The sequence below is a fragment of the Streptomyces sp. ADMS genome, from assembly GCF_033441795.1.
GTDB lineage: Bacteria > Actinomycetota > Actinomycetes > Streptomycetales > Streptomycetaceae > Streptomyces.
In genome coordinates, this window is the sequence record NZ_JAVFVX010000088.1 from 1 (window position 1) to 24,942 (window position 24,942).

At 67.2% G+C, this 24,942-nt stretch carries 10 protein-coding genes and 1 pseudogene; 9 read left to right on the top strand and 2 right to left on the bottom strand.

Annotation, left to right across the window (positions count from 1 at the left end):
* Nucleotides 1–269 precede the first annotated feature (269 nt).
* The 7 genes and pseudogenes from RB628_RS29680 to RB628_RS29710 all read left to right on the top strand — a co-directional run bounded on the left by RB628_RS29680 (nt 270) and on the right by RB628_RS29710 (nt 15,190).
* Complete coding sequence (locus tag RB628_RS29680) at nt 270–1,427, top strand: hypothetical protein (protein WP_318323616.1); 1,158 nt, start codon at nt 270–272, stop codon at nt 1,425–1,427.
* Between the two features lie 125 nt (nt 1,428–1,552).
* Nucleotides 1,553–2,182, top strand: a pseudogene (locus tag RB628_RS29685) (DEAD/DEAH box helicase); the annotation flags it as partial.
* 256 nt (nt 2,183–2,438) lie between these two features.
* Nucleotides 2,439–8,153, top strand: a complete 5,715-nt coding sequence (locus RB628_RS29690; RefSeq protein WP_318323617.1) for a DUF1998 domain-containing protein — start codon at nt 2,439–2,441, stop codon at nt 8,151–8,153.
* Entirely contained in the window at nt 8,150–10,462 is a 2,313-nt protein-coding gene (locus tag RB628_RS29695; protein WP_318323618.1) for a UvrD-helicase domain-containing protein, read from the top strand. Before RB628_RS29690 ends, RB628_RS29695 begins: the two co-directional genes overlap by 4 nt.
* 99 nt (nt 10,463–10,561) lie before the next feature.
* Nucleotides 10,562–11,407 carry a DUF429 domain-containing protein gene (locus RB628_RS29700; RefSeq protein ID WP_318323619.1) on the top strand — a complete coding sequence of 282 codons (846 nt, stop codon included), beginning with the start codon at nt 10,562–10,564 and terminating at the stop codon, nt 11,405–11,407.
* A 182-nt stretch (nt 11,408–11,589) separates the two neighbouring features.
* On the top strand, nt 11,590–12,570 hold the full coding sequence (locus RB628_RS29705) for an ATP-binding protein (RefSeq protein WP_318323620.1): 981 nt from the start codon (nt 11,590–11,592) through the stop codon (nt 12,568–12,570).
* A 202-nt stretch (nt 12,571–12,772) separates the two neighbouring features.
* Nucleotides 12,773–15,190, top strand: coding sequence for a S8 family peptidase (locus RB628_RS29710; RefSeq protein ID WP_318323621.1), 2,418 nt, complete (start codon nt 12,773–12,775; stop codon nt 15,188–15,190).
* Between the two features lie 419 nt (nt 15,191–15,609).
* Here RB628_RS29710 and RB628_RS29715 read toward each other — a convergent pair whose 3' ends face one another.
* Nucleotides 15,610–18,198 carry a DEAD/DEAH box helicase gene (locus RB628_RS29715; RefSeq protein ID WP_318323622.1) on the bottom strand — a complete coding sequence of 863 codons (2,589 nt, stop codon included), beginning with the start codon at nt 18,196–18,198 and terminating at the stop codon, nt 15,610–15,612.
* 158 nt (nt 18,199–18,356) lie between these two features.
* On the opposite strand from RB628_RS29715, the gene RB628_RS29720 reads away from it, so the two are divergent.
* Nucleotides 18,357–21,353: a DEAD/DEAH box helicase gene (locus RB628_RS29720; protein ID WP_318323623.1), complete on the top strand. Its 2,997-nt coding sequence runs from the start codon at nt 18,357–18,359 to the stop codon at nt 21,351–21,353.
* 1,176 nt (nt 21,354–22,529) lie between these two features.
* Complete coding sequence (locus tag RB628_RS29725; RefSeq protein ID WP_318323624.1) at nt 22,530–22,787, top strand: hypothetical protein; 258 nt, start codon at nt 22,530–22,532, stop codon at nt 22,785–22,787.
* Between the two features lie 656 nt (nt 22,788–23,443).
* Here the strand turns inward: RB628_RS29725 and RB628_RS29730 are convergent.
* A complete protein-coding gene (locus RB628_RS29730) occupies nt 23,444–24,400 on the bottom strand; it encodes a serine hydrolase (RefSeq protein ID WP_318323625.1) in 957 nt (318 codons plus the stop codon).
* Nucleotides 24,401–24,942: the final 542 nt, after the last annotated feature.

Genomic DNA, 24,942 nt, shown 5'->3' on the forward strand with positions numbered 1-24,942 from the left:
ACGCCACGGCACAGCCGTTCCAGTGGAAGTTCACCACCTCCGACCTGGACGATCTGCTGGCCAGGCTCGACCGGCACACCGCCGATCACCAGGAAGAATCCTCCGCCGAGCCAGCTACATGATCAACCCCCGAAGGATTTCCGGAGCGGACCACTAAGAAGGCGCAGTTCGGCCCGGACAGAAACCAGCGGCTCATCGACTACAACACCGGCATCGACGGCCAGGAAGACTACCACGCGGCGTCATGGGATGACGTCATCCTCAAGGGCGTGCAGATTGACGTCGCCAACCCGATGTTCAAGCAGCCCAGCCAGGGTAAGGGTGAGAGGCGCGGGCTCGACCCATTGGCCATTGCCGACGACGAGGTACCCGAGTCGGAGTACAAGCGCGTGGCGACGCCCCAGGTGTTCCTGGGTGCCCAAGACGAGTGGACCGACGGGAAAGCATACGAGGCGCTGCTCGCGTCGGACGAGGAGTGGGAGAAGGCTCGGGCCCGGGTTGCGGGAAAGAGGAAGATTCCGGAGGAGGAAGTCGAGGCGGGGGAGATCGAGGCGTTCCTGCGAGACAAGGCGGGGATGCCGTACAGCGCGTGGTATCGGGCGGCGTGGCGTGAGAGGGTCACGTTCGATACAGAGCGTGCGCTCTACGGAGCGCTGATCCCTCCAGGCACAAGCCACGTTCATGCAGTGCGTTCCGGACGCATCACGTCACCCCACCTCACGGTACTCACCGCCGGGTTCATGGCTGCTCTTCCTGTGGACTACCTCTTGCGGACCGCTGGGGTCGGGCATCTGGACGTGACACAGGCGCGGCGTCTTCCGGCGCCGCAGTCAGGCCACCCGCTGGCCCCTGCTCTCCTCCTCCGCACCCTACGCCTCAACGCCCTGACTACCGCCTATGCTGATCTCTGGGCCGATCTCTACGATCCCAAGTGGCCCGCCTACGAGCCATGGGCGATCACCTGGCCCGGCATGCGAACTGACCTGCACGCTGTCACCCCCATCTGGCAGCGGGACACCCCGCTGCGTACCGAGTACGCTCGCCGCGCCGCGCTAGTCGAGATCGACGCGCTCGTCGCCGTATGGCTCGGCATCGACGCGGACACGCTCATCGTTATGTATCGGGCCCGATTCCCTGTACTTCAGGGCTATGACGACGTGACATCGTTCGATGCCAATGAGCGCAAAATTGCGGCCAGGCGGGACACATACGGCTTCGACCAGACCAAGGACCACTGGACCCAGTTCCAGGCCTACTTGGATGCCTCCGACAGCAACCCCGTGCCCGACGGCTACACCGCCCCCTTCTACAAGGCCAACCGAGAACGCGAAATGCGCGAAGCCCACGCCTACTTCAAGAAGCGCCTCGACGAAGCCGTGGCGAAGGGCCTGTGGGACCCTGAAAAGATGGAGGTCCCGACCCCGTGAGGCCGACCCTCGAAGCACAGGGACTCAAGGAGAGCCTGCTCCAGTACCTGTCCACGACGTACGGCCTCGCGGACGAGGGCGCCCGAAAGGCCCTGCATTCCTTCCTCGGGGACGAGACGACGGGCATGTTCCGAGGACCGTACCTCCGGCTCCGCACGCCCTTCACTCCGGCCGACGACGGCTGGCAGCAGCACCTGGACTGGGTACGTACCGACGGCTGGACGCCGTACGCCCACCAGGCCCGCGCCTTCGCCCGCCTCACCTCCAAGAACGGCCACACTCCGAAGCCCACCCTCGTCACCACAGGCACGGGTTCCGGCAAGACCGAGTCGTTCCTGTACCCCGTACTCGATCACTGCGCCCGTGAACGCGCGGCCGGGAACAACGGGGTCAAGGCGGTCTTCCTCTATCCGATGAACGCCTTGGCCACCGACCAGGCGGCCCGCATCAACCAACTCCTCACCGATTACGACGAGTTGAGCGGCGTACGGGCCGGCCTGTACATCGGAGAGAAGGCGGCGACGCACTACGACCGGGTGTACACCCGCCGCCAGGACATGCAACTGTCCCCGCCGGACATCCTGATCACCAACTACAAGATGCTCGACCTGCTCCTCCAGCGTGCCGCCGACGCACCGCTGTGGGACGGCAGCGACATCCGCTACGTGGTCGTCGACGAGTTCCACACCTACGACGGCGCGCAGGGCACAGACGTGGCCATGCTGCTGCGCCGCCTCGCCATCGCCGTCGACGCCAACCAGCCCGGCAAGCCGCTAGGCTCGATCACCCCCGTCGCCACCTCCGCGACCCTCGCCTCCGGCACCGACGCCGACGGCGTGGCCCAACTTCTCTCCGTCGCTACCGACGTCTTCGGCGCCGATTTCACCGAGGACGCGATCGTCGGCGAAGACCGCCTGACGGTGGACGAGTTCATCCTCGGCGAGGACGAGTCGATCCCGGACGCGAGATTCCTTCCCGGCCAGGCCACGCCCCCCCGAGACCCTGACCGCTTTGCCGGACCCGGCCTCCGGCCCTGGGGCGCTCGCGGACCTCGCCGAGGCCGTCACCGGAAGCCGTGTCACCGAGCCGGTTGCCCTCGGCGCCGCGCTCAAGCGCAACAGGCTCACGTACGCGGTCCTGAACGCCTTCGACGGCACGGTGCGCACTTACGACGAGGTGCTCGACGTGATGCGCCGCAGTGGCGCGAAGAGCTGGGACGAGGCGATCACGACACGGCCGCAGATCGCCGCGCTGGCACTCGCCCGCTTCGTCGCCCTGCTGTCCGAGGCGCGCGCCCCGGAGACGCCGGCCGCGATCAGCCGCCCTCTCGTCCAGATCGAGGTGCACCAGTGGGCGCGGTCCGTCACGCGCATGCTGCGTGGTGTACTGCCCTGGCCGAGGGCCGAGTTCGCGTGGGACATGGCCGGGGCGCAGAGCCAGTCGCGTACGACGCCGGACACCACCACTTCCCGCGACACCAAGATCTTCCTGCCCGCGGTCTACTGCCGCGAGTGCGGGCGTTCCGGGTGGTCGGTCCTCGCCCCCGAGTCGGACTTCGAGGAGCTGAACTTCGAGGCCCACAAGATACGCCGGGCCACCGTCACCGCCGACAAGGCCAAGGTGCGCACCCTGGTGGCGGCCGCCGACAACGAGGCCCGCGAGGGCAATGGCCGTACCGCCATGGACCCGACGGCGCAGAAGTCGCTGACGACCGGCGGCGCGGGCGTGCTCATGGTGCTCGACGGTCTGTCCCAGCGCCTGCGTCTGCCCGATCCCCAGGGCGACTACGACGACGAGGGCAACCCGGCGCCCGCCGGCCCCGACTCCGCCTTCGTCCTCGTCCAGCTCGGCGACACCGCGGAACGCGCGGCCAAGGACGACTGGTGCCCGGCCTGCGGCACGCACAACGCAATCCGCTTCGTCGGTACGGGGGCCGCCGCGCTCGCCGCCGCGTCCGTCACTCAGCTGTTCACCGGCGGGGAGATGGACGAGAAGCAGCGTAAGGCTAAGACGCTGATGTTCAACGACTCGGTGCAGGACGCCGCGCACCGGGCCGGATTCGTCGCCTCCCGCTCGTACACCTTCTCTCTGCGGGCCCTGTTCACCAAGCATTTGAGCGAGCAGGGGCCCAGTGCGCTCAACGACCTCGTCGCCGATGTCGTCGCAGCCACCACCGACCGTGAGACGCTCGCCGCCGTCGTACCGCCGGACCTCCATGACGACACGGGCGTGGCGCGTCTGCTGTCGGGTGCGGGACGGGGCGGCGACAGGAAGACCTGGGACCTGATCGGTGAACGGTTCGCGTTCGAGGCCGTGATGGAGTTCGGTCACCGCTCCCGCAACGGCCGTACCCTCGAACTGACCCGTACCGCGGCCGCCTGGGTGGAGATCCCCGACGAGCGGGCGGCCGTAGCGCTCGTACGTGCCACCCATGAGGAAGCCGCCCATCGCGGGCTGGCGCTCACCGAACACGACGACGTCCGTTATCTGGCCTTCCTGCGCGGCCTGTTGGAGCGGCTGCGCACGCGGGGCGCGGTCGGGCACCGGTGGCTGGAGAAGTTCCTCGACGAGGCGGGCACCAGCCGCTACTTCATCTGGGGTGGCCGCCCGCGCGGTATGAAGGCCTTCCCCAAGGGTGTCTCCGCGCCGAGCTTCCTGCTCGCGCGGCCGAAGCAGAGCAGCGAGTTCGACTTCGCCGCCGGACGTCTGTCCTGGTACCAGACCTGGGCGCAGCGCTGCCTCGACATGACCCGTGAGCAGGCCGACGAGTTCTGGGTGCGGCTGCTGCCTCGGCTCACCGACGCCGGGCTACTCGCGGCGCGCACCCCGAGCGACACGACCGCCCGCCTGTACGGCCTTCAACCGGGCGCCATCCGCCTGCAGTTGCTGACCCACGCCCAGGTCAACGAAGCGTATGTGCGCTGCCCGAAGTGCTTCTGGGAGCAGACCGTCCACCCCTCGCTTCTGGCCCAGTACCACGGGCAACCCTGCCAGGCGTATCGCTGCGCGAAGGGACGGCTGGTCGCGGGTGACCGATGGCTGGAGACCGTCGACCGCCACGACCGGGACCGGGACTACCGCGACGATTACTACCGCAGCCTGTACCGGCGAGCCGGCACCTACCAGGTCATCACCGCCGAGCACACCGGTCTGCTCTCCCGTGGCAAGCGCGAACGCGTCGAGGACGCCTTCCGCAACGGCAAAGGGTTCAACGACCCCAACGTGCTGTCCTGCACGCCCACCCTGGAGATGGGCATCGACATCGGCGACCTGTCCGCCGTCGTCCTCGCCGCCCTGCCGCGCCGGCCAGCCAACTACGCCCAGCAGGCGGGCCGAGCCGGGCGCCGCACCGGAAACGCCTTCCTTCTGACCATCCCCGACCGCTCCCGCCGAGACCTGTACTTCCTCGACCGGCCGCGGGACATGATCGACGGGCGGATCGTGCCGCCGGGCTCGTATCTGTCGGCCATCGAGATCCTGCGCCGTCAGTACACCGCCCATCTCCTCGATCTCGCGGCACGCGGCCGGCTGCTGCGCGAGGACGGCAGGCCGCTGGCCGCCCTGTCGCGCCGGGTCGACGAACTCTTCGGCCCCTCCGGCTACCTAGCCGACTTCACCGACGCCGCCCTCGCCCACGGCGACGAGCTCGTCGCGGGCTTCCTGGCGCTCTTCCCGACCGGCGTGAGCGACACCGCCAAGGAGGAGTTGGAGAAGTACGCGGTACGCGGCATCCGCAGCGCGATCGAGAAGGCCGAGCGGGAGTGGGAGCGCGAGAACCAGAAGCTGCGCACCCGTATCCGTACGATCCGTTCCGCGATCGACGAGCTCCCCAAGGACGGCGACGACGAACAGGCGAGTACCAAGGCGGAGTTGGAGGCCGAGCTCGGCGCCATCTCCAGGCAGGGTGCCACGCGACAGCGTCAGCCCGCCCAGACCGTGCTGTGCGACCTCGGCCTGCTGCCCAACTATGCCCTCATCGACGCCACGACCACCCTCGACGCCACCGTCTTCTGGCCCGAGGGCACCACGCCCGAGGGCCGGCCTCGCTACAAGTCGAAGTCGTTCTCCTACGGGCGGCCGCGCGGCTTCGCCCTGTCCGAACTCGCCCCCGGCAACACTTTCTACGCCGAGGGCTACAAGCACCGGATCACCGGCATCGACATCGTCACCGGCCGGGACCAGGACTGGCGCCACTGGCGCTTCTGCCCCTCGTGCGGCTACGTCCGCACCGAGAACGCCGAGAACGACACGATGCCCTGCCCGCGCTGCGAGGAGACTGGCATCGCCGACTCCGGATGTCTGCGGCAGATCGTCCAGCCCAGTGTCGTGACGGCCCGCGACAAGCGGGAGGACGCCAGGATCGGCGACGAGAGCGACGACCGCGACCGCCGCTTCTACACCGTCGTCGACATGGTCGACATCGACCCCAAGGACTTCGCGGTGGGCAAGTCCTGGCGGCACACCAAAGAGATCTTCGGCGTCGACTACACCCGCCGCGCCGTCATCCGCCGTATCAACGCCGGACCGCTCAGCATCGGCGCCCAGGAGAACGACCAGCTCGCCGGGAAGCCTGTGCGCATCGCCCCCTTCCATGTGTGCACCGCCTGCGGAGCCGCGAGCGCCGACGGACGACCGGTCTTCGACGACGACCGGGACGCCGTCGACAACTCCGCCAACCGTCAGCGCGAACTCAAGCACCACACCCCGTGGTGCCCGCTGCGGCGCGGCAAGAAGGGTGTGGCCCAGGAACCGGTCCTGCTCGCCCACGAGTTGGAGACCGAAGCGCTGCGCATCCTGCTGCCTGCGGCGACCGTCCTCGTCGAGGAGAAGGTCCACTCCTTCCAGGCAGCCCTGCGCCTGGGCGTGGACGGCGCCTTCGGCGGCGACCCGCAGCACCTCGCCACCACCCTGGCCACCATGCCGGACCGTGACACCGCGGAGACACGGCATTTCCTGGTCCTGTACGACCGTCTCCCGCACGGCACCGGTTACCTCGACCGCCTCACCGACCCCGCGGCTTTCCGAGAGGTGCTGGAGGGTGCGCGCCGGCTGCTCGTGGAGTGCCCCTGCAATGGGGAGGGCGTGCAGGCCTGCCACCTCTGTCTGTACCTCTACGCCGACGAGCAGTACATCGAGCGCGTCTCCCGCCAGGCCGCCCTGGAGATCCTCGACGAACTCCTCGGTACCGACACCGACGCCTGGGACACCAAGAAGGTCGGCAACACCGACCAGATCGGTCTTGACGGACAGGTCGAGTCCGACCTGGAGGCACGCTTCCTCAAAGCCCTGCGCGGCTGGGCCGGACAACGCGCCGACGCCGTCCTGGAGGAGAGCGGCGACAACAGCGCCTACCTGCGTCTCGACGAGGTCGGCACCGTGCACGGCTGGCGCCTGACCGCTCAGCGCAACGAGGGGTACACCCGTACCGACTTCACCTTCGAACGTGTCGACGGCCCCAAGCAGAGCCCCAAGCAGAAAATCACCGTCTACCTCGACGGACACCGCTACCACGCCACCCGCCGTCACAACCGACTCGCCGGCGACGCCGACAAGCGCAACCGGCTCCGGTCCGAGGGACGCGCCGTCTTCCAGCTCACCTGGGACGACCTCAACGCCTTCGAGCGGCAGACGAACACGGCGGAGTCCGCTGCGGGGCGGGAGGCAGCCGAGCCTGTGTGGCCGCCGTATCCGCGCAGTGCCCAGGACCTCGCCAAGCAGCTCTACGCAGAACGCGGTGGCGACGATCTTGCTGCCACCGCCTTCACCGACCCGATGACCTTGCTGCTCGCCTACCTGCGCAGTCCGGACGACGCGGCCTGGGGCAAGCGGGCATCGGCAGTGGTCGGCGGACTGTTCGGGACCGGCAAGGAGATCCTCGTCGGCAGTGGCACTCCCGACCAGACCCGCCAGACGCTCGACCGTCTCCTCGACGTCTGGGGCGGCACCGACGGCATCGACCCGGCGCCAGTCCAAGGCACCGGCACACTCAACCTGTTCCAGACCTGCGACGAGTCAGGTCTCCCCGTCGCTTTCCTCGTCGACGGGGCCACCGGCCGCTGGTCCGCCCTGGCCTGCCTTGACGACACTGCACGCGACCAGCTGGGCACGCCCGAACACAAGACGCGCTGGCGCTCCTGGCTCCAGTGGTCGAACATCCTTCAGTTCCTCGCCCACGACGGCGGTGACGGCGTCCAACTGACCACCGCCACCGCGGGCCGCTTCGACACCTCGATCCTCAAGGCCTTCGGCGGCCTCGGCGAACTCGAGTCCCTCGTCGTGCGGTACGGCACCGGCGTGCCCGCACCGCAGCCCGTGCCCGTCGAGGCGTCCAACGAGACTCCTCTCGAAGCAGCGGTACGTGATCTGCTGTGGGACCGGCAGATCCTCGAATACCTCGACGAGGACGAGCCCGAAGCCTCCCTCACTCGCCTCGCCCACACCTTGGCCGACGGCGGCAAGAAGGCCCCCGCCTACGGCTACGAGCTCGGCGAGCGCGGCTGGCTCGCCGACTTCGCCTGGGATCACGGCGACCTGCGGATCGCCGTGATGGCCGAGCCGTACGACCAGGCGGACGAGGAGAGCGACAAGACCTGGCGCGCCTACCGCGACGCCGGGTTCACCATCCGCTCCGCCGACGACTGGCTCGCCGATCTCGACGCTCTGCTGACCGTGCTCCCCGACGTCACCGCACGTCCCGACTCCGAAGAACAGAGTGCTGCCCGATGACCGCACGCCTGAGCCTCTATCAGAAGGCCGAGAACGAGCTCTACAAGATGGACTCGTCGGTCAAGACGAAGTTCTACGACTTCTGCCACCAGTTCCGTCTCGACCCGGATCACCCCAGCCTTGACCTCAAGCCTCTCAAGGGTGACGGCCGGATCTTCCGTGCCAAGATCGACCGCTCGTACCGGGCGCTCCTTGCCCGGGCGGGGGTCGGCGCAGATGGCATCCAGCAGTGGCTGATCGTAGCCGTCCGCCACCGCAAGGACGTCTACGAAGAACTCACCGTCGCCATCAACCGGATCACCGGCGAGATCGAGTTCGTCGACCTCGGCGTCGTCAGCCAGAGCGTCCTCCAGCGCGTGGGACTCCAGCTCACTCCGGCCCCGGACGAGCACGTCGCACCGGCCGAGCCCACGCCCACACCCGCTGTGACGGAGCAACGGGCCACCCCCGCCGAACCCCTCCTCGGTGGGTGCACCCCTGAGGACCTGCGTCGGCTCGGTGTCGCCGACGCCCTCATCGACCTCGCCCTCACCGTCACGACCGACGAGGAACTCGACCAACTCATCGCCGGCGCCCCGCGTCTGACCGCCGAGGTCCTCACAGGACTCGGCTCCGGCATGTCCGTGGACGAGGTCGAGCGTGAGATCACCGAGCCTGCCTCTACCGAACTCGAACCGGGCTTCGAGAACGACATGGCGGCGGCTCTCACCCGTACCGCGGTCACCACAGTCGACGACGACATCCGTAACGTCCTGGCCGAGGGCGACTTCCGCGCCTGGAAGGTCTACCTGCACCCCACCCAGCGCAAGACCGTCGAACGGAACTACAGCGGCCCCGCCCGGGTCAGCGGCGGCCCCGGCACCGGCAAGACCATCGTCGCCCTGCACCGCGTCGCCCGCCTTGCCTCGGCTCTGCCGCCCGGCCACGGCAAGCCGATCCTGCTGACCACGTACACCAAGAACCTCACCGCCGACCTGCGTTCCCGGCTCACCTCACTCATGGACCCGGCGCTGCTGGGCCGGGTCGACATCAAGCACATCGACCAGCTCGCTCAAAGCGTTCTGAACGAGAACACCGCGCCCGGCGCGCAGCGCAGCCTGATCTCCGACGACCGAGCTCTGGATGTGCTGCGCGAGGTCCTCTTCGAACACGACGAGCAGCGCTGGGACGCCGAGTTCCTCTTCGACGAATGGGAACAGATCGTTTTGGGCCAGTCCCTGGCCACCCGCCAGGACTACTTCAAGGCACGCCGCGCCGGTATGGGCCGTGCTCTGAACCGCCCGGAACGCGCCGTCATCTGGAAGCTGCTCGACCAGTTCACCCTGCGCCTCAACGGCATGGGCCGTGAGACCTGGGCCCAGGCCGCCGAACGTGCGGCCCGCTACGAGATGGAACGCGCCCGCAAGATCCAGGCCCGGGCGGAGCACAAGGCGGAGATCGGTGGCGGCGACCTGGCCCACCTCGACGACAACAGCTCCGCGATGCGCTACCTGCGTCATCGCTACCGCCACATCGTCGTCGACGAGGCCCAGGACCTCAGCCCCGCCCACTGGAAGATGCTGCGCGCCATGGTCGCATCCGGCCCCCCGAACGACCTGTTCATCGCCAGCGACACCCACCAGCGGATCTACGACCGGCAGGTCACCCTCTCCACCGTCGGCGTCCACATCCGCGGCCGCGCCTCGAAGCTGACGCTCAGCTACCGCACCACCCAGGAGATCCTCGACCAGGCCGCCAAGGTCGTCCGCGGGGCTACCTACGACGACCTCGACGACGGCACCGACGCCCTCGACGGCTACCACTCCCTGCTGCACGGCCCGGCCCCCGAGTACGTCGCCTGCGCCGACTGGACCGACGAGATCACCCAGCTCGCCGAGGCCCTCAAGCAGTGGCGCGCGGACATCACGCAGCCCGGCGAGGACGGCACCGTACGCGACCCGAGCGGCACGATGGCCGTCTGCGTCGCCGACGGCGAGATGGCTGGCCGCGTCGCCGCCGACCTGGAGATGAAGCACGGCATCACCACGGCGACCCTCACCAAGGACGGCCCGCAGGGCGGCGGCGAGGTCCACATCGGCACGATGCACCGGTTCAAGGGGCTTGAGTACCAGAAGCTCGCGGTAATCGGCGCGAGCGACGGCATCCTCCCGCGAGCCTCTCTCATCGAGAAGTACGAGACGGCCGACCCCAACCGGTACGAGCGCGAACTCAAGAAGAGCCGCAACCAGCTCTTCGTCGCCACCACCCGAGCCCGCGACGCGTTGCGCATCTCCTGGCACGGCAAACCTAGCCCGTTCCTCCCCTTGTAGGCCGCGGCGGACTCTGTGCCGCTGCGACCACCGCCATAGGGCAGCGCCGCTGTGACTGATCCGTGCACAACCCGCACAGGACACGGAGGGGAGTTCCAAATGAAGGTGAAGCCCGTGATAGCGCAGGCCGACGATGTAGTGGAGGACGGCGCCATGGTGACGGTGGGCGTTGATCTGGCCGGGCGCACCGGAATCACGGGCGTGTGCCGCGTGACGTGGGGTCGGCGACCTACGGCTGAACTGCTTCCCGCGAAGCATGACGACGACCTGTTGGCAGCGATGCGGTCCGCGGACAAGACGGGGCTGGACTCGCCCCTGGGCTGGCCGGTTGCCTTCATCGCCCTGCTCACTGCGCATCGGACCGGCGTCGAGCTACCTGCGCTCGCTAACCACGCAGCGTGCGCCGACGGTCGCCCCGGACTCGGCAATGCCTTCACTCACCGGCTGACCGATGACGTGGCCTGGAAGCGCACTGGGGCGGGCAAGCAGCGTCCGCTGTCGGTGTCGGCAGACAAGCTCGGCATCGTAGCCATCCGCGCGGTCGGTCTGCTGGCTCGGCTGGCCGAGGGCGGTCCGGCGGTACCGCGCGACGGCTCCGGTCCAGTTGTCGAGGTCTACCCGGCGTTCGCGCTGGTCCAGTGGGGACTTGCCCAGGAGGGGACTTATAAGGGCAAGGATGCCACGGCTGCGCGGTCCCGGATTCTTGCCGGTCTTGAGGCCGGTCTAGACCTGGACCTGTCCGACCGGGTTCGTGACCGGTGTGTGGCCAGCGACCACGACCTGGACGCCCTGATCTCGGCGGTCGTCGCACGGGCCGCAGCGTGTGGGATGACCCATTCGCCGACCACTGAGGAGGAGCATGCCATGGCTGCGGTCGAGGGCTGGATGCATCTCCCTCGACGAGACCTTCCGCTCACCGCTGTGCGGGACGGAGCAGCTCTCTGACCCTCCTCGCCAATCCGGCGGGGGATCCGTCACCTCTTTCTCTTCGCGCCGAAGAGAGAACCTCGACCGACGGGGAAGAACTACGATGAGGCGGGCCCCAAGAGGTGGGGAAGTCCGGGGAGCACGGTTGTCGTAGGCCCTCGCTAGGTTTGCAGGACGAGTCGCTGAGGGAGGCGTGGACGATGACGGCCAGCGCCGACCATCTAAAAGCGCTGCTCGGCGCCCATGCCGAGGGTGACGACGATCGCTTCTACAGCATCGCCCTCCAGGTTGCAGCCAAGTCCGCACGCCAGGGCCACACCCGGATCGCGACTGAGCTCCGAGAGTTGATCGACTCCTCCCGCTCCCAGAAGATCACCCGTCGCCCGACTCCCACGCCGGTGGTACAGCCTCGCGGCGAGCTCGCGAGCCTGCTGACGGCCGACTACCCAGATATTCGTCTGTCGGACATGACGCTTGCGGCCGAGGCCAGTGCACTGCTGGAGAAGGTCCTGCACGAGCAGCGTCAGCGAAGCCGACTGGAGCGCTTCGGCTTCACCCCGGTCCACCGTCTCCTGTTGTCCGGGCCCCCGGGAACCGGGAAGAGCATGACTGCGGAAGCACTGGCAAAAGAACTGGGGCTGCCGCTGTTCACGATCCGCCTGGACGGCCTGATCAGTCGCTTCATGGGCGAGACCGCATCCAAGCTCCGGTTGATCTTCGAGGCTGCGGCCGAGACCCGCGCCGTCTACCTCTTCGACGAGTTCGATGCCCTGGGAGCGGACCGCGCCGCTGGCAACGACGTTGGCGAAGCGCGCCGTATCCTCAACTCCTTCCTCCTCTTTCTCGACCAGGCCCCCGCCGAATCACTTGTCGTGGCCGCCACCAACCACCGGCAACTGCTCGATGGTGCCCTGTTCCGTCGGTTCGACCTGGCGATCCTGTACGCCCCGCCCTCCGCTGACCAGGCGATCGAGGTTCTTCGGCGAAGGCTCGCCGCGATGGACACCTCCGCTGTAGCGTGGCCTGATCTGGCCGCTCTCACCGAACGGCTGAGCCACGCAGAACTGGTCAAGGCGGCCGAGTCGGCCGCCAAACGGGCGATTCTGGGGGGTAGCGACGTGGTCGACGCCCGGCACCTCAGGGGCGCCCTGGAAGAAAGGCACTCCCTGCGTCATGCCTGAGGGTCCCGCCCCACGAGCCTCTCACCTGCTTGTCCCCTGGGCCGCGCGGACCCTCACCCCGAAACCCCCAAGGGGAGGCGGCGGCGCTAAGGCCATCGTCGATCGCTCCGGCAACCGTGCGGCTCACGCCCGAAGGCTCAGTGGTGACCTTGCCGCAGCGCAGGAAGCCGCTCGCATCGAACAGCGCGCGACGCCGCCCGCTTTGCGTGCCGACGGGTTCGCTGTCCGTATCGAGGCGGCGCCGGAAGTCGAACTCAAGCTCGACTCCCTGGACAGCTCTGGCCTGTCGCTGATGAGTGTGCGTCCCGCCACGGAGACGTACCCACAGGACGTCGTGGTGTGGATTCCCGACGGCGCTGCCCCGGCCTTTCTGAAGAAGATCGACCAGTTCACCGAAGACACCCGCCGCGGGAAGCCCAAGAACAACGCGCTGGTTGCCAACATCGAGCAGATCGAGCAGGCCACCATCCAGAGCCTGTGGCAGGAAGAAGAGCCCCTTCCAGGGCCCGACACCAAGGCATGGTGGGAGCTGTGGTTCGACCCCACACTCACCGACGCCGACCAGGTGGAAACCCTCCGTGCCTTGTCCGAGGCCCACGGCTGGCCGATGCTGCGCCGCAGCATCGGCATCGGCCACTTCCGCGTGGCGCAGGTCAGCACGACCACACGCGAACTCGCCCGGGTGCTGACCACCAACGCCTGCCCGTCCGAGATCCGCAAGCCCACATTCGCTGAGGAATTCCACAGCAGAGACCTGCGCGATCTCCACCAGGGATTCGTCCTCGACCTCGCCGGCAGGCTCCGCCCCGCAGCCCCGGGAGCGCCCGCGGTGACCTTGCTCGATACTGGAATCGACCAGGAACACGCGCTGTTGCGCGCCTGCATCGTCGGAGCTCACAGCATCATCGAGGGAGAAGGATCCGGCGACAACGCCGGCCACGGTACCCAGATGGGCGGCCTCGCCCTATTTGGTGACACTCTCGAAGAAGCGCTCGACTCGCACGGCCCAGTCCAGCTGGAGCACCACCTCGAGTCCGTGAAGATCCTGCCCCGCCGAGGCAGAGACCAGCTTCGCCCGTACGGCGAGGTCACCGCAGTCGCCGTGACCACCGCGGAAACCGCCCAGCCTGAGCTACCCCGCAGCCGCGTCTACTCCATGGCAGTGACCGTGGAATCCGGGGACGGCATGGGTGGCACCGACGGCAGCGCCACGTTGTGGTCCGCCTCTCTGGACGCACTGGCAGCAGGCACGGACGTCGTCGTCACGCACGACCGGCTCGACCTGATCGGACCACCCGAGTCCGAACTGGCCCGGCTGATCGTCGTCTCAGCTGGCAACGTGCGAGATCACCGCGCGGCCGATCTCGTGAACTCCGACGGAACCGTCGACCACCTCACTCTGTGTGACACCTCCCGCATCGAAGACCCCGCACAGGCGTGGAACATCCTTACTGTCGGCGCCTACACCGAGCGCGACGACGTCCCCACGGACCCGAGCTTCGAGGGGTACCGACCCGTGGCCGCCCCCGGCCAGCTCTCTCCGCACAGCCGAACCTCCGTGCAGTTCCCCGAGGCGGCCCCCATCAAGCCGGACATTGTCATGGAGGGCGGCAACCTTCTCATCGACGCCGACCTCACCCAAATCACCGGCCACGACATCGTGCAGCTGACCACCACGGACCGCCGCGACCTCGGCCGTCACCTGACCACCGTGCACGCGACCAGCCCAGCGACTGCCCAAGCCGCTCGCCTCGCAGCCCTCGCCTACGCCCGTTATCCTGCCCTGCGACCCGAAGCCATCCGCGGCCTGCTCGTCCACGAAGCGGAGTGGACCCCGGCCATGGTGGAGGGCGTCTACAACCGCAATGGCCGCCGCAAAGGCGGTGCGGGCAAGCTCGCCCGCACGCTGCTGCGCCGCTACGGTTGGGGCGTTCCCACCGAAGAACGGGTTCTGGCGAGCACCACGAACGCCGTCACCCTGATCGTGCAGAACTCCCTGGTGCCGTTCCGCCGCGACGACAAGTCGGTGCAGCTCGGTGAACTCAAGCTCCACGAGCTGCCGTGGCCCCGCGAGCAGCTACTCGAACTCGATGCGGCCGATGTCAGGCTGCGCGTGACGCTCTCCTACTTCGTCGAGCCCAATCCCGGCCACCGAGGCATGCTGGGCCAGCACACCTACGCCTCGCACCGACTGCGGTTTGCCCTCAAGGGCCCCACCGAGACCGTGACCGCGTTCGAGCAGCGCATCGCGCAACACGCTCAGGCAGAGGACGATGCCCGCAGCAGGATTCAGCCCTTCGATACGGACAGCGACTGGCTCATCGGCCGGACAAATCGCGACCGTGGCTCCCTGCACGCGGACATCTGGCAGGGCACCGCCCGTGACCTTGCCGACTGCGGCGTCCTCGCGGTCTTCCCCGCCGGCGGCTGGTGGAAGTACCACAACAGCAGCGACCGCGTGGGCCGCTCCGTCCCCTATGCGCTCCTCGTCTCCCTGAGCACGCCCGAGGTCACGGCCGACCTCTACACCCCAACCGCGATCCAGCTCGGGGTCCCCGTGCCGGTCGAAATCAGCAACGCGGCGGAGACCGGGCTGCCCGTCGACATACGCCTGTTCTGACCACCTGAAGACGGCATCGCCCGCTGCTCCGCCATGCGATGAGGCGGTTGCGCGTTGGTGCTCGTGCTGCGTGACCGGTATGGAAAGCAGTGCGGTCGGCATCTTGGTACTGGAATTGGACATACGCGTCTGCCGGGCCCCGGAATGCCAGCAGACCATGGCAGCCACGTCACGCGCCGTGGGGCTGTGACGTGCCGCCCTACGTCTACCGGATCACCAAACGATCCCGTGGACCGCGACGCGCGGGGTGGCTACACCGGTGCGGAGGACCCGGTCAGCGACCACGGACTGGTGGAGGTCGCGTACCTGCAGGCAGTTGCCGCCTTCGCCGAGGACACGGGAGTCCGGCGCCCGGCCATCCGCGAACCTGAGGTCGCCCCCGGCTTCACGCACTTCGGCGCCTCCGCGTCTTACGTCCGTCAGCCGCCCGTGAGTAGGCGTTCGCGCTCGGCCGCCACGATCTCGCGTGCCAGCTCAGCATCCGTGATGTCGAACGCTTCCGGGGCGCTGTCGGCGGTTTCGGAGACGCGGGCAAACTCCGCGAAGAGCTGGTTCTTGCGCGCCAGGATCTCAATGATGCGCTGGTCGACGCCTTCTTCGGAGAGCAGGCGGTGCACTTGTACCGACTCCAGCTGCCCCATCCTGTGGGAGCGGCCGATGGCTTGCCATTCGGTCGTCGGCTTGAGCTGGGGCTCGCAGATCACGACGACCGATGCCGACTGAATGTTCAGACCGACGCCGCCTGCCACGATCTGTGCGACGAGGACTGCCCCGTGGCGGGCTTGGGAGAACTCATCAACCATGCTCTGTCGCTTCGCGGCGGGAACGGAGCCGGTAAGGGGCCCGAACACCTTCCCCGGAAGGACGGATGCCACTTCGTCGAGGACGTCACGGAAGTACGAGAAGACCAGCACCTTGCGCTCGTTGTCCTCTGCCTCCTGGACGATGTCGATGAGGCGCTGCATCTTCTCGGACTTGGTGCCGGCGCGTAGCGCGGCCTGGCGCATGGCCATGAAGTTGCCTTCGATGACAGCCGCTCGGTAGTGCTGCTCGTCGGCGCTGGACATCGGCATCCACTCGTCGACTTCGAACCGCTCCGGGAGTTCGGTGAGGACGTCTTCCTGATTGCGCCGCAGGTAGGCCGGCGCCACCTGCTTCCGGAACTGGCGAGGAGCGATTTCCGAGGCGCTGATCGACAGGTCTGGCCGGAGGTAGCCGACGAGATTGCGGAATTCCTCGATCCGGTTCTCCAGCGGGGTGCCGGTCAGGAGGATTACTCGCTCCAAGCTGTTTATCAGGGCCGTGGAGCGCCGGGTTCGCTGGGCGCCCGGATTCTTGATGTAGTGCGCTTCGTCGAAGACCAGGCACGCCAGTCCGGCGCGTTCGGGGATCCGGCCTTCCAGCCAACCGAGGATGTCGTAGGTGGTGACCGCGACTCCACCGTTGCGGATCCAGGATTTCAGCGCGTCGTCGCGACCTGGCCCGTGCAGGCGATACGCGCGCAGATCGGACTTGGCCTGGACTTCGCGCACCCAGTTGGTCACGACAGCGGCTGGGCACACGACCAGGAAGTGGGAGTAACCCTTGGCGCGCAAGTGGGCGAGTACGGCGAGTGACTCGACCGTCTTTCCCAGACCCATCTCGTCGCCGATGATGACCTTGCGTTGCACGATCGCGAAGCGGGCACCGAATGACTGGTATCCACGAAGGGACACCTTCAGATGGTTGGTGTCGAGCTTGAGTTCCCTGACCGCCTCGACGATTTCGGTCGGTAGGTCGCCGTGGCTCTTCTCAGTGTCGTCGGCCAGGAATCCGAGCTCCGCGAGCATCGCGTAGTAGTCGGCCGGGCGGGCGATGAAATCCTCCCAAGGATCACCGCCTGCGGCGTCGTCCCCGCCGTTGAGCTTCGCCCCGCGGCGCTCGACGGCCGCCAGTGCGGTACGCAACTCGGCGACGGTTCGAGCCTGGGGGACGAGAACCACGTGGGAGGTCTTGGAATCAAGGCTTTGGAGGAGCGGCCGAACCGCGTCGGCGGCAGTGAGGTCGGCTGTCGCGCTGCGGATCGAGCGTGCCGTGTCCCAAGCCCGCATCGCCTTGAGGAGCTTCGTGGTGTCGCGGGATCGATTCCTGATGTCGATTCGGACCGGCATCTCGTCCAGCGTGGTCTGCCAGATGGTCCGTGCGGCACCGACCATCCGCTTGCCCGTCGTCTCACCGACTCCGGGGAGCGATCGAATCCGTGATTTCTGGTCGAGGACCTGCTGCACGTTCCTGATCCCGGCATCGATCAGCGCCGTGATGCGCAGTTGGCCGCTGGTCGCGTCCTTGAGCCGCTCGACGGGCATTTCGGCGACCAGCTTGCGAGCCTCGGCCTGTCGGACGGCATCGCCGGCGGCATTGACTGCCGTTCTGAACTGGTCCTCGCGCTGCAGGGCCTGATCGATCGCGCTGATCGCGGTCTTGGCGACGTCCAGTTCATGCCGCCCGACGAGTTCAGCTCGGCCGCCGAGGCGCTGGGCGAAGCCGACCGTGTCATCGAGGATGGCCGAGAGCCCGATTGCGGGGACAGCCTTCCTGTCCCATGCTGCAAGGCTTTCCAACTCGGTGACGAGTGGGGTGCTCGTAGCCCGCTCGTGGAGGGATATCAGGTATGCCGCAGCTTGCTCTGCTTCGTCCTTGCGGCTTTTGCCCGACAATATCCGGCGGGCGCCGAACAGCGCCCGGACGGCCGTCAACGCCCGGCCGACGTCGTTGGTCAACTGCTGGATGCCCTGCTGGGCATTCGTCGTGAGCGCCGGAAGAGCCTGACGGCAGACCAGGGAGGTCACCAGGTCGACATCGGACGGCGAGACCTGAAGTACGCGCCATGCGGTGGTGGTCCCGGTCCCGAGTGAGGCCACGCGGCCGAGGAACTGCCTGGCGGCGTCTTCCGCCGCTGCCTCGACGGTCTCACGTTGCTCGACGATCCCCGCCGCGAGCTTGCGCCACCCGCTGACTTGCTCCACCACACCACGCAGGTGCTGACGTTCTTCTCGCTCCATTGCCCCCGCCGACTCGCATGACCTCTGGGAAGATTAGCGACCCCTGTTGACGAAGTCGACGGGATCAGGAAATCGCCGGAACGTCCGAGTAGCGTTCGCAGGCCGCCAAGCAGGAGGTTGTGTACGTGCTACTCGAGGAGCTCAAGCAGGGGCTGCGGATCGACGGACTCATACCGGCGGAGGCGGTCACGGTCATCGCCGCCCAGTGGCACGGTGCGAACGCGCTCGAGCTGACCTACAAGACCGCCGGAGGCGGCCTCGACCAGCGGGTCGTCTTCCGCAAGGACGAGGACAAGCTGAGCGTCGCCCGCGGCGGCAGCCGCGCCTTCGACGCGAACACAAGTGACTTCAAGCTGGTCGCCGAGGCTCAGCGGATCTCACTGGCCGGTCTGTTCGACCCGATGCTCGCCGTGGCGACCAGTGACGTTCAGCCGCTCCCGCACCAGATCCGCGCCGTGTACGGCGAGCTCATGCCCCGTACACCACTGCGCTTTCTGCTCGCTGACGATCCGGGCGCAGGAAAGACAATCATGGCTGGGCTCTACATCAAGGAGCTCCTGCTGCGCGATGACGTCAAACAGTGCCTCATTGTGGCTCCGGGAGGCCTGGTCGATCAGTGGCAGGACGAGCTCTTCTTCAAGTTCGGCCTCCGCTTCGACCTGCTCACGAACCAGCTCATCGACTCCCAGCTCCATCTCAACGTCTTCGAGACCAACCCGCTTCTGATCGCCCGCATGGACCAGCTCTCTCGTAACGAGCACCTGAAGGCGCAGCTCCAGGAGACGGAGTGGGACCTGATCGTCGTTGACGAGGCGCACCGCATGGGTGGCCACTACTTCGGTGGCAAGGTGGAGAAGACCAAACGGTTCCAGCTTGGCGAGATGCTCCGCGAGATCACTCGCCACCTGCTCCTGATGACGGCGACCCCACACTCAGGAAAGGAGGAGGACTTCCAGCTCTTCCTCACCCTGCTGGACCGTGACCGGTTCGAGGGCAGGCAGAAGAGGAGCGTCGACGTCAGCGGGATCATGCGGCGCATGATCAAGGAAGACCTGCTTACCTTCGAGGGCAGGAAGCTCTTCCCCGAGCGCATTGCGGAGACCGTCCCCTACGAACTCACAGCACTCGAGTACGACCTCTACGAGGACGTCACCCACTATGTCCGCGAGGGGATGAACCGCGCCGACCGCATCGGTGGCAAACGCAAGAACACAGTCGGTTTCGCGCTTACCGTTCTGCAGCGACGCCTGGCCTCCAGCCCCGAGGCGATCTACAAGAGCCTCGTGCGGCGTACCGAGCGCCTGGAGCGCAAGAAGCAGGAGATCCTCGACGGTACCTGGCGCGAGAGCACGCCCACCATCGACCTCGCCGACTTCGACAATGGCGAGCTGAATGCCGAAGAGATCGAGGAGACCGAGGAGGAACTGCTCGATGCCGCGACGGCGGCGCAGACGGTCGAGGAGCTCAACGTCGAGCTCATCGAGCTGAGGGCGTTGGTGAAGACGGCGCAGCGGGTTCGAGAGGCGGGTACGGACCGTAAGTGGACCGAGCTGTCCGCCCTCCTCCGCGACCACGCGCTGGTGACAGACGCCAATGGCCAGCCTCGGAAACTCATCATCTTCACCGAGCACCGCGACACCCTCCAGTATCTGCAGGGCAAGATCGGGTCGCTTCTGGGCAAGCCCGATGCCGTCAAGGCCATACACGGCGGCGTACGCCGGGCCGAGCGGCGGCAGATCACCGAGGAGTTCACCAAGAACCGCGACGTTCAGATCCTGCTGGCCACCGACGCCGCCGGCGAGGGACTCAACCTGCAGGCCGCACACCTGATGGTCAACTACGACCTGCCCTGGAACCCCAACCGCATCGAGCAGCGCTTCGGCCGCATCCACCGCATCGGCCAGGAGGAGGTCTGCCGGCTCTGGAACCTTGTCGCCTCCAACACCCGCGAGGGCGAGGTTTTCACGCGCCTGTTGGAGAAGCTCGACCAGATGCGCGAGACGTACGGCGGGAAGGTTTTCGATGTCCTGGGAGAGGCGTTCGCCGAGTCCCCGCTGCGAGACTTGCTGCTCGATGCCATCCAGTACGGTGAGCAGCCAGAAGTCAAGGAAAGGATGCACGAAGTCATCGACGCCACCGTCGGAGACGGCCTCAAGGGCCTTTTGGACGAGCGAGCGCTCGCTTCGGAGCACCTCTCGGATGCCGATCTTCGTGCTCTGCGCGCCACGATGGACGAAGCCCGCTCTCGACGTCTTCAGCCGCACTACATCGAATCGACCTTCAAGGACGCCTTCACCCGGCTCGGTGGCCGGATCGTCAAGCGCGAAGAGGGGCGTTACGAGATAGCCAACGTGCCCCAGCACATCCGCTCGGCAGGCAACGGACCGATTGCCACCAAGTACGACCGCGTCACCTTCGACCTCAGCCACGTCCAGCCTGACGACGGTGCCCGCGCCGACCTGCTCGCCCCCGGCCACCCGCTGCACGACGCCGTCATGGACGAAACCATCCGGAACTTCGGGGGCGCCCTGAACCAAGGCACCGTCCTCGTCTCGGCCACCCTCGAAGAACCGCACCTCCTCGTCGGGGTCGTCGAAGAGGTCGTGGACGCCACTGGTGAGTCGGTGGCCCGACGGTTCGCCTACGCCTACGTCGACAGCCACGGCACCGTGCACCCGGCCGGCCCCGCGCCCTACCTCGACTGCGCTGCGGCGCCCAACGGCGCGGCGACCGACATCGCATGTGGACTTCCCTGGCTCGCAGACGCCGAAGACAAGGCAACCAGCTGGATCATCGCCAACCAGCTTCCCGAATATCTGGCCGAGGTCCAGCCCCGTCGCCTGGCAGAGTTGATCAAGACCCGGGAACTGGTGACCAAGCGCCTGACCTCGGAGAGCGAGCGGCTGCTCCTCAATGCTGCGGCAGCCTCCGAGAAGGAACGGATGGGCGAGAAGCCCAAGGAGTCCTCCGAGAGCCTCCACCGCAAGGCTGTCGAGCTCGATGTACGGCTTCGGAAACGTCTCGCACTGCTCGACCAGCAGCAGCTGATGTCGACCAAGCCACCGCAAATCGTCACTGCGGCGCTTGTGCTGAGTGTCTCCGATCTACCCTCTTGCGAGTGAAGACCGCTTTTGTGTGATCACGGGGAGGGCGTGAGCGCGGCGGTAATGCGGTTCGGGCTGACTCGCAGCAAGCCGAGCACCTGCCAGCGCCCGAGTTCGGCGAAGGCGCACTCGGCAGGGCGCGGAGCCTGGTGAGGGCAGAGTTGGCCTGATTGTCCCTGGATGTCCTCACGGCCGAGTCCGCGCCAGAGCCGGTCTACGTGGCCGACGTGCGCGGCACCCAATAGCGGAGGCTGCTCGGCCAGTGAGGTTCCCCCGGCGTGCGGGAGGTGCTGATCGGCTGGTCAGGAACGGGCCTGAAGGACGGTCTCGGGAACAGCCAACCGGCGAGGTCTGCACCGGCCACGCTGGAAGGGGCCTTCTCTGGAGCGACCCGCGGGAGACCCGGCACGCGTACGAAGAGTCTGTGAGAGGCCGACAATCTCGGTGACCCCGCTTCTTGTCACCAGTGGTGGCCAGCCGGTGGCCGGACGCCTTTGGACGACGTAATACGAGGTAGCACAGGTCAAGCAGTCGCACATGCTCTGATCAGGCAGAACGTCACTCAGCAGCACGACCAGGCACTACGCAGCACGAACCCTCACGGTCTCGTAATGCGTAGGTCTCGGGTTCGAATCCCGAAGGCGGCTCTGTGGTGAACCCCAGGTCACGCCCTTGACCTGGGGTTTCTTCTTTTTGTTGACCTTAGGGTTCGGGCTAATCGGACACGCGTGGTCTACGCATCGCAATGCGTAGGTCTGAGGTTGACAGTCAGTCGTCATTCCGATCTTCCAGGCTGTGAGCTGGCCTTTTTCCCCTGGCTGTCTATTCGCCTCGGTCTGTTCGGATCGGCGTGGTGGCCATTTGGTGGCCAAGCGTGCAGATCGGCTCCCAGCCAGCCGCGTAGCTGGAGGTCCACAGGGGAACGGCTGTTGTGGCATCTGGACAATCGCGCGTTCAACCCGCTCCTTGTTCGCCAGCGACTCTCCCTACGGGTTCAGCGGCGGTGTGTGGAGCGCCGATGTCGAGCACGGCATGGAGAGAGATCGCCCATCAGCTTGAGACCGGCGGTGTCGGAGTCAATGCCGCACCTCCCGTCTTTGACTCCTGCCTGGCTGCTGTAATGGACTGGTGGACTGACGCGCGTGGCACCAGTTCATCGACGACGGCAGCCTGCTCGGTTTCGGCCACGACCCCGTGTCACCGCTTGCGGAACGCTGCGGCGACACCGTCCGGCTCACTGTCAACGCCGAGCAGAGCGACAGTCCGGTGATCGAGCTGTCCGTCGCCGAGCTCCGCAACCTGCTCACCGGTGCCGAGCGCGACCTGGCCGACTACTTCGCGCTGGCAGCCGATTGGCCTCCAGCCACCTGCCTGGCCACTGCACTCCCGTCACACCCGCCCTCGCCCGCGGTTGTCGACCTTCCCGCGCCGGCCATACCGCCGGAGGCGTAGGACGGCGGGCGGCCTTGTCGGCCAAGGCGGGGCCCTGGTCCGTCATGGCGTGCGGCTCTGTAAGCATGTTCGCGTGTACCTGACTGGGCACTTCAACGTCCCCGCTCCCGCTGAGGGACCAGGCCAGGACGCAGGCCGACCGGCTGAACATGCTGATCATCCGCCACGAGGACACCCGGCCCAACAGCGACAGTGCCGGAAGCAAGGAAGCACGATGAGCCGCACGCCCCGCGACCGCGAGGCTGAACGCACTGCCATCCGAGCCGCCACAGGCCTGCTGCTGGCCGGCACCCCGCTGCACTAGGGTCGGGTCGAAGGAGTCGACGTGGTCCAGGACCACGGTTCCGCCGCCGTTGAGGATTCGGCCGAGGGCGGCCATGTCGGCCTGGCTGACATGGCGGCCGGCGCCGGTTGACATTGGTCGACAGGAAGAGCGAGAGGTGCACCTCATCTCCCTCGGCGTAGCAACGCAGCTGGAAGTTGGCGAGCTGACGGTGCCGGATGGTCTCCAGCAGCCGGTTCGAGGTCATCAGCTGGGTGATCAGGTCCGGGTCGGTGAGGTGTCCGCGAGCGAACGCGGTGCCCACGGGCCCCGGCCCGCCCCAGCCGAGCGCCTTCTCGATACCTGTGACGAGCCGGTGCCCCGAAGCGTGCCTTCAGGCCGACAGCAACGGCTTCACCGCGCGCGACACTTCCGCCAGGAGCGACTCGACCTCAGCTCCCCAGCGGGAGCTGACCACCAGTTGCCGTGCGGGATCGACCCACAGCAGGTGGCCGCCACCGTTGCCCCGCGCGCACCGCCCGGAAGAGGGAGCCTCGGGCCACACCGTGAGGTGGTCGTTCAGCCACCACGAAAGCCCGTAGTTGGGCTTTACCGGGCAGGGCCGCCACATTTCCTCGATCCACCGGGCGGAGAGCAGCTGGCGCTCGCTCCACTGCCCGCTCTGCAGGCAGAGCTGCCCGATCCGTGCCAGATCGAGGGCGCTGACCCAGAGTCCGCCGCCCCAGTGCGCGCCACCGGACACCACGGAGACCCGTCGGTCATCGAGCTCGACCGCGGAGTCGACATAGCCGTGCCAGGACCAGCTGGACGAGGACCCGATCGGCTCCATGATCCGCTCGTGCAGTACCTCGGGAAGCGGCTGACGGAACAAAACGGTGAGCGCGAGGGCAGTCAGGTTCACCCGGACGTCGTTGTAGGCCCAGCCCGATCCAGGCGTGCCTCCGGCTGACTCGGTCCCCTCCCGGCTGCTCTGGGCGTCAATCCAGGTGGGCTTGCCCCAAAGCTCGCCCTCCCACATGCTGGTCTGGTCCAGAAGGTGCCGCCAGGTGATCTTCCGGCCGTGTGGGTCGCCGAACTGCGGAAGATCGACCGACCGGCAGACCGGCTCGTCCAGCCGGAGCAGTCCGTCGTCGAAGGCGAGGCCTGCCACCAGTGACAGGACGCTCTTCGTGGCACTGTAGGCCATCTCTTCCCGCTCCGGTTGTCCCCAGGAGGCGAGTACCACGCCCCGCCGGACGACAACCCCGCTCGCCCCCTGTCCGTCGAGCAGAGGCCCCGCCACCTCCCGATGCGAGACGTCGGAGACTTGGGAGGCCAGGTAAGACGCCATGTCATGCACACCCGGGACTGGGCGATCACCCTGAGCCTTCGCCGCGTGCGCGAGCCGGGCGGTGTCCACTCCCCACCACGGGTCGCCGAGGTTAACGCCCCCGTCCAGACGCTCTCCAGCGCTTGCCATTAATCCATCCCTTACTCATTTGCGGATAGTCGAGATCACTCCTACTCCAGGAACACCCTGACTGTCACCGGCGGAGCGGTTAGGTAGGGCCGACTCTGGAGGTCAAAACGGCCAAACGGGGCGTGACCGGTATTCCTGACCATCGAACTTCCACGGGTGGTACACCGTTTCCTGAGGTTCCACCCTGTGCGTGGACAGCATGTGGCCATGCTGCGGGGATGAGGTCTTGCGCCGTCAGGGTGCCCGGGTTTCGACTGGTGTGACGTAGCCGTAGACGGGGGCGGTCGTACTCGATCTCGATGAAGCGGAAGACATCGGCGCGGGCCCCTTCGTGGGATTCCAGATGGTGGTCCCGATCGCCGCTTTCGGCAGTCCGAAAAAGCTCTCAGCAGCGGCGCTATTTTAACATGAGC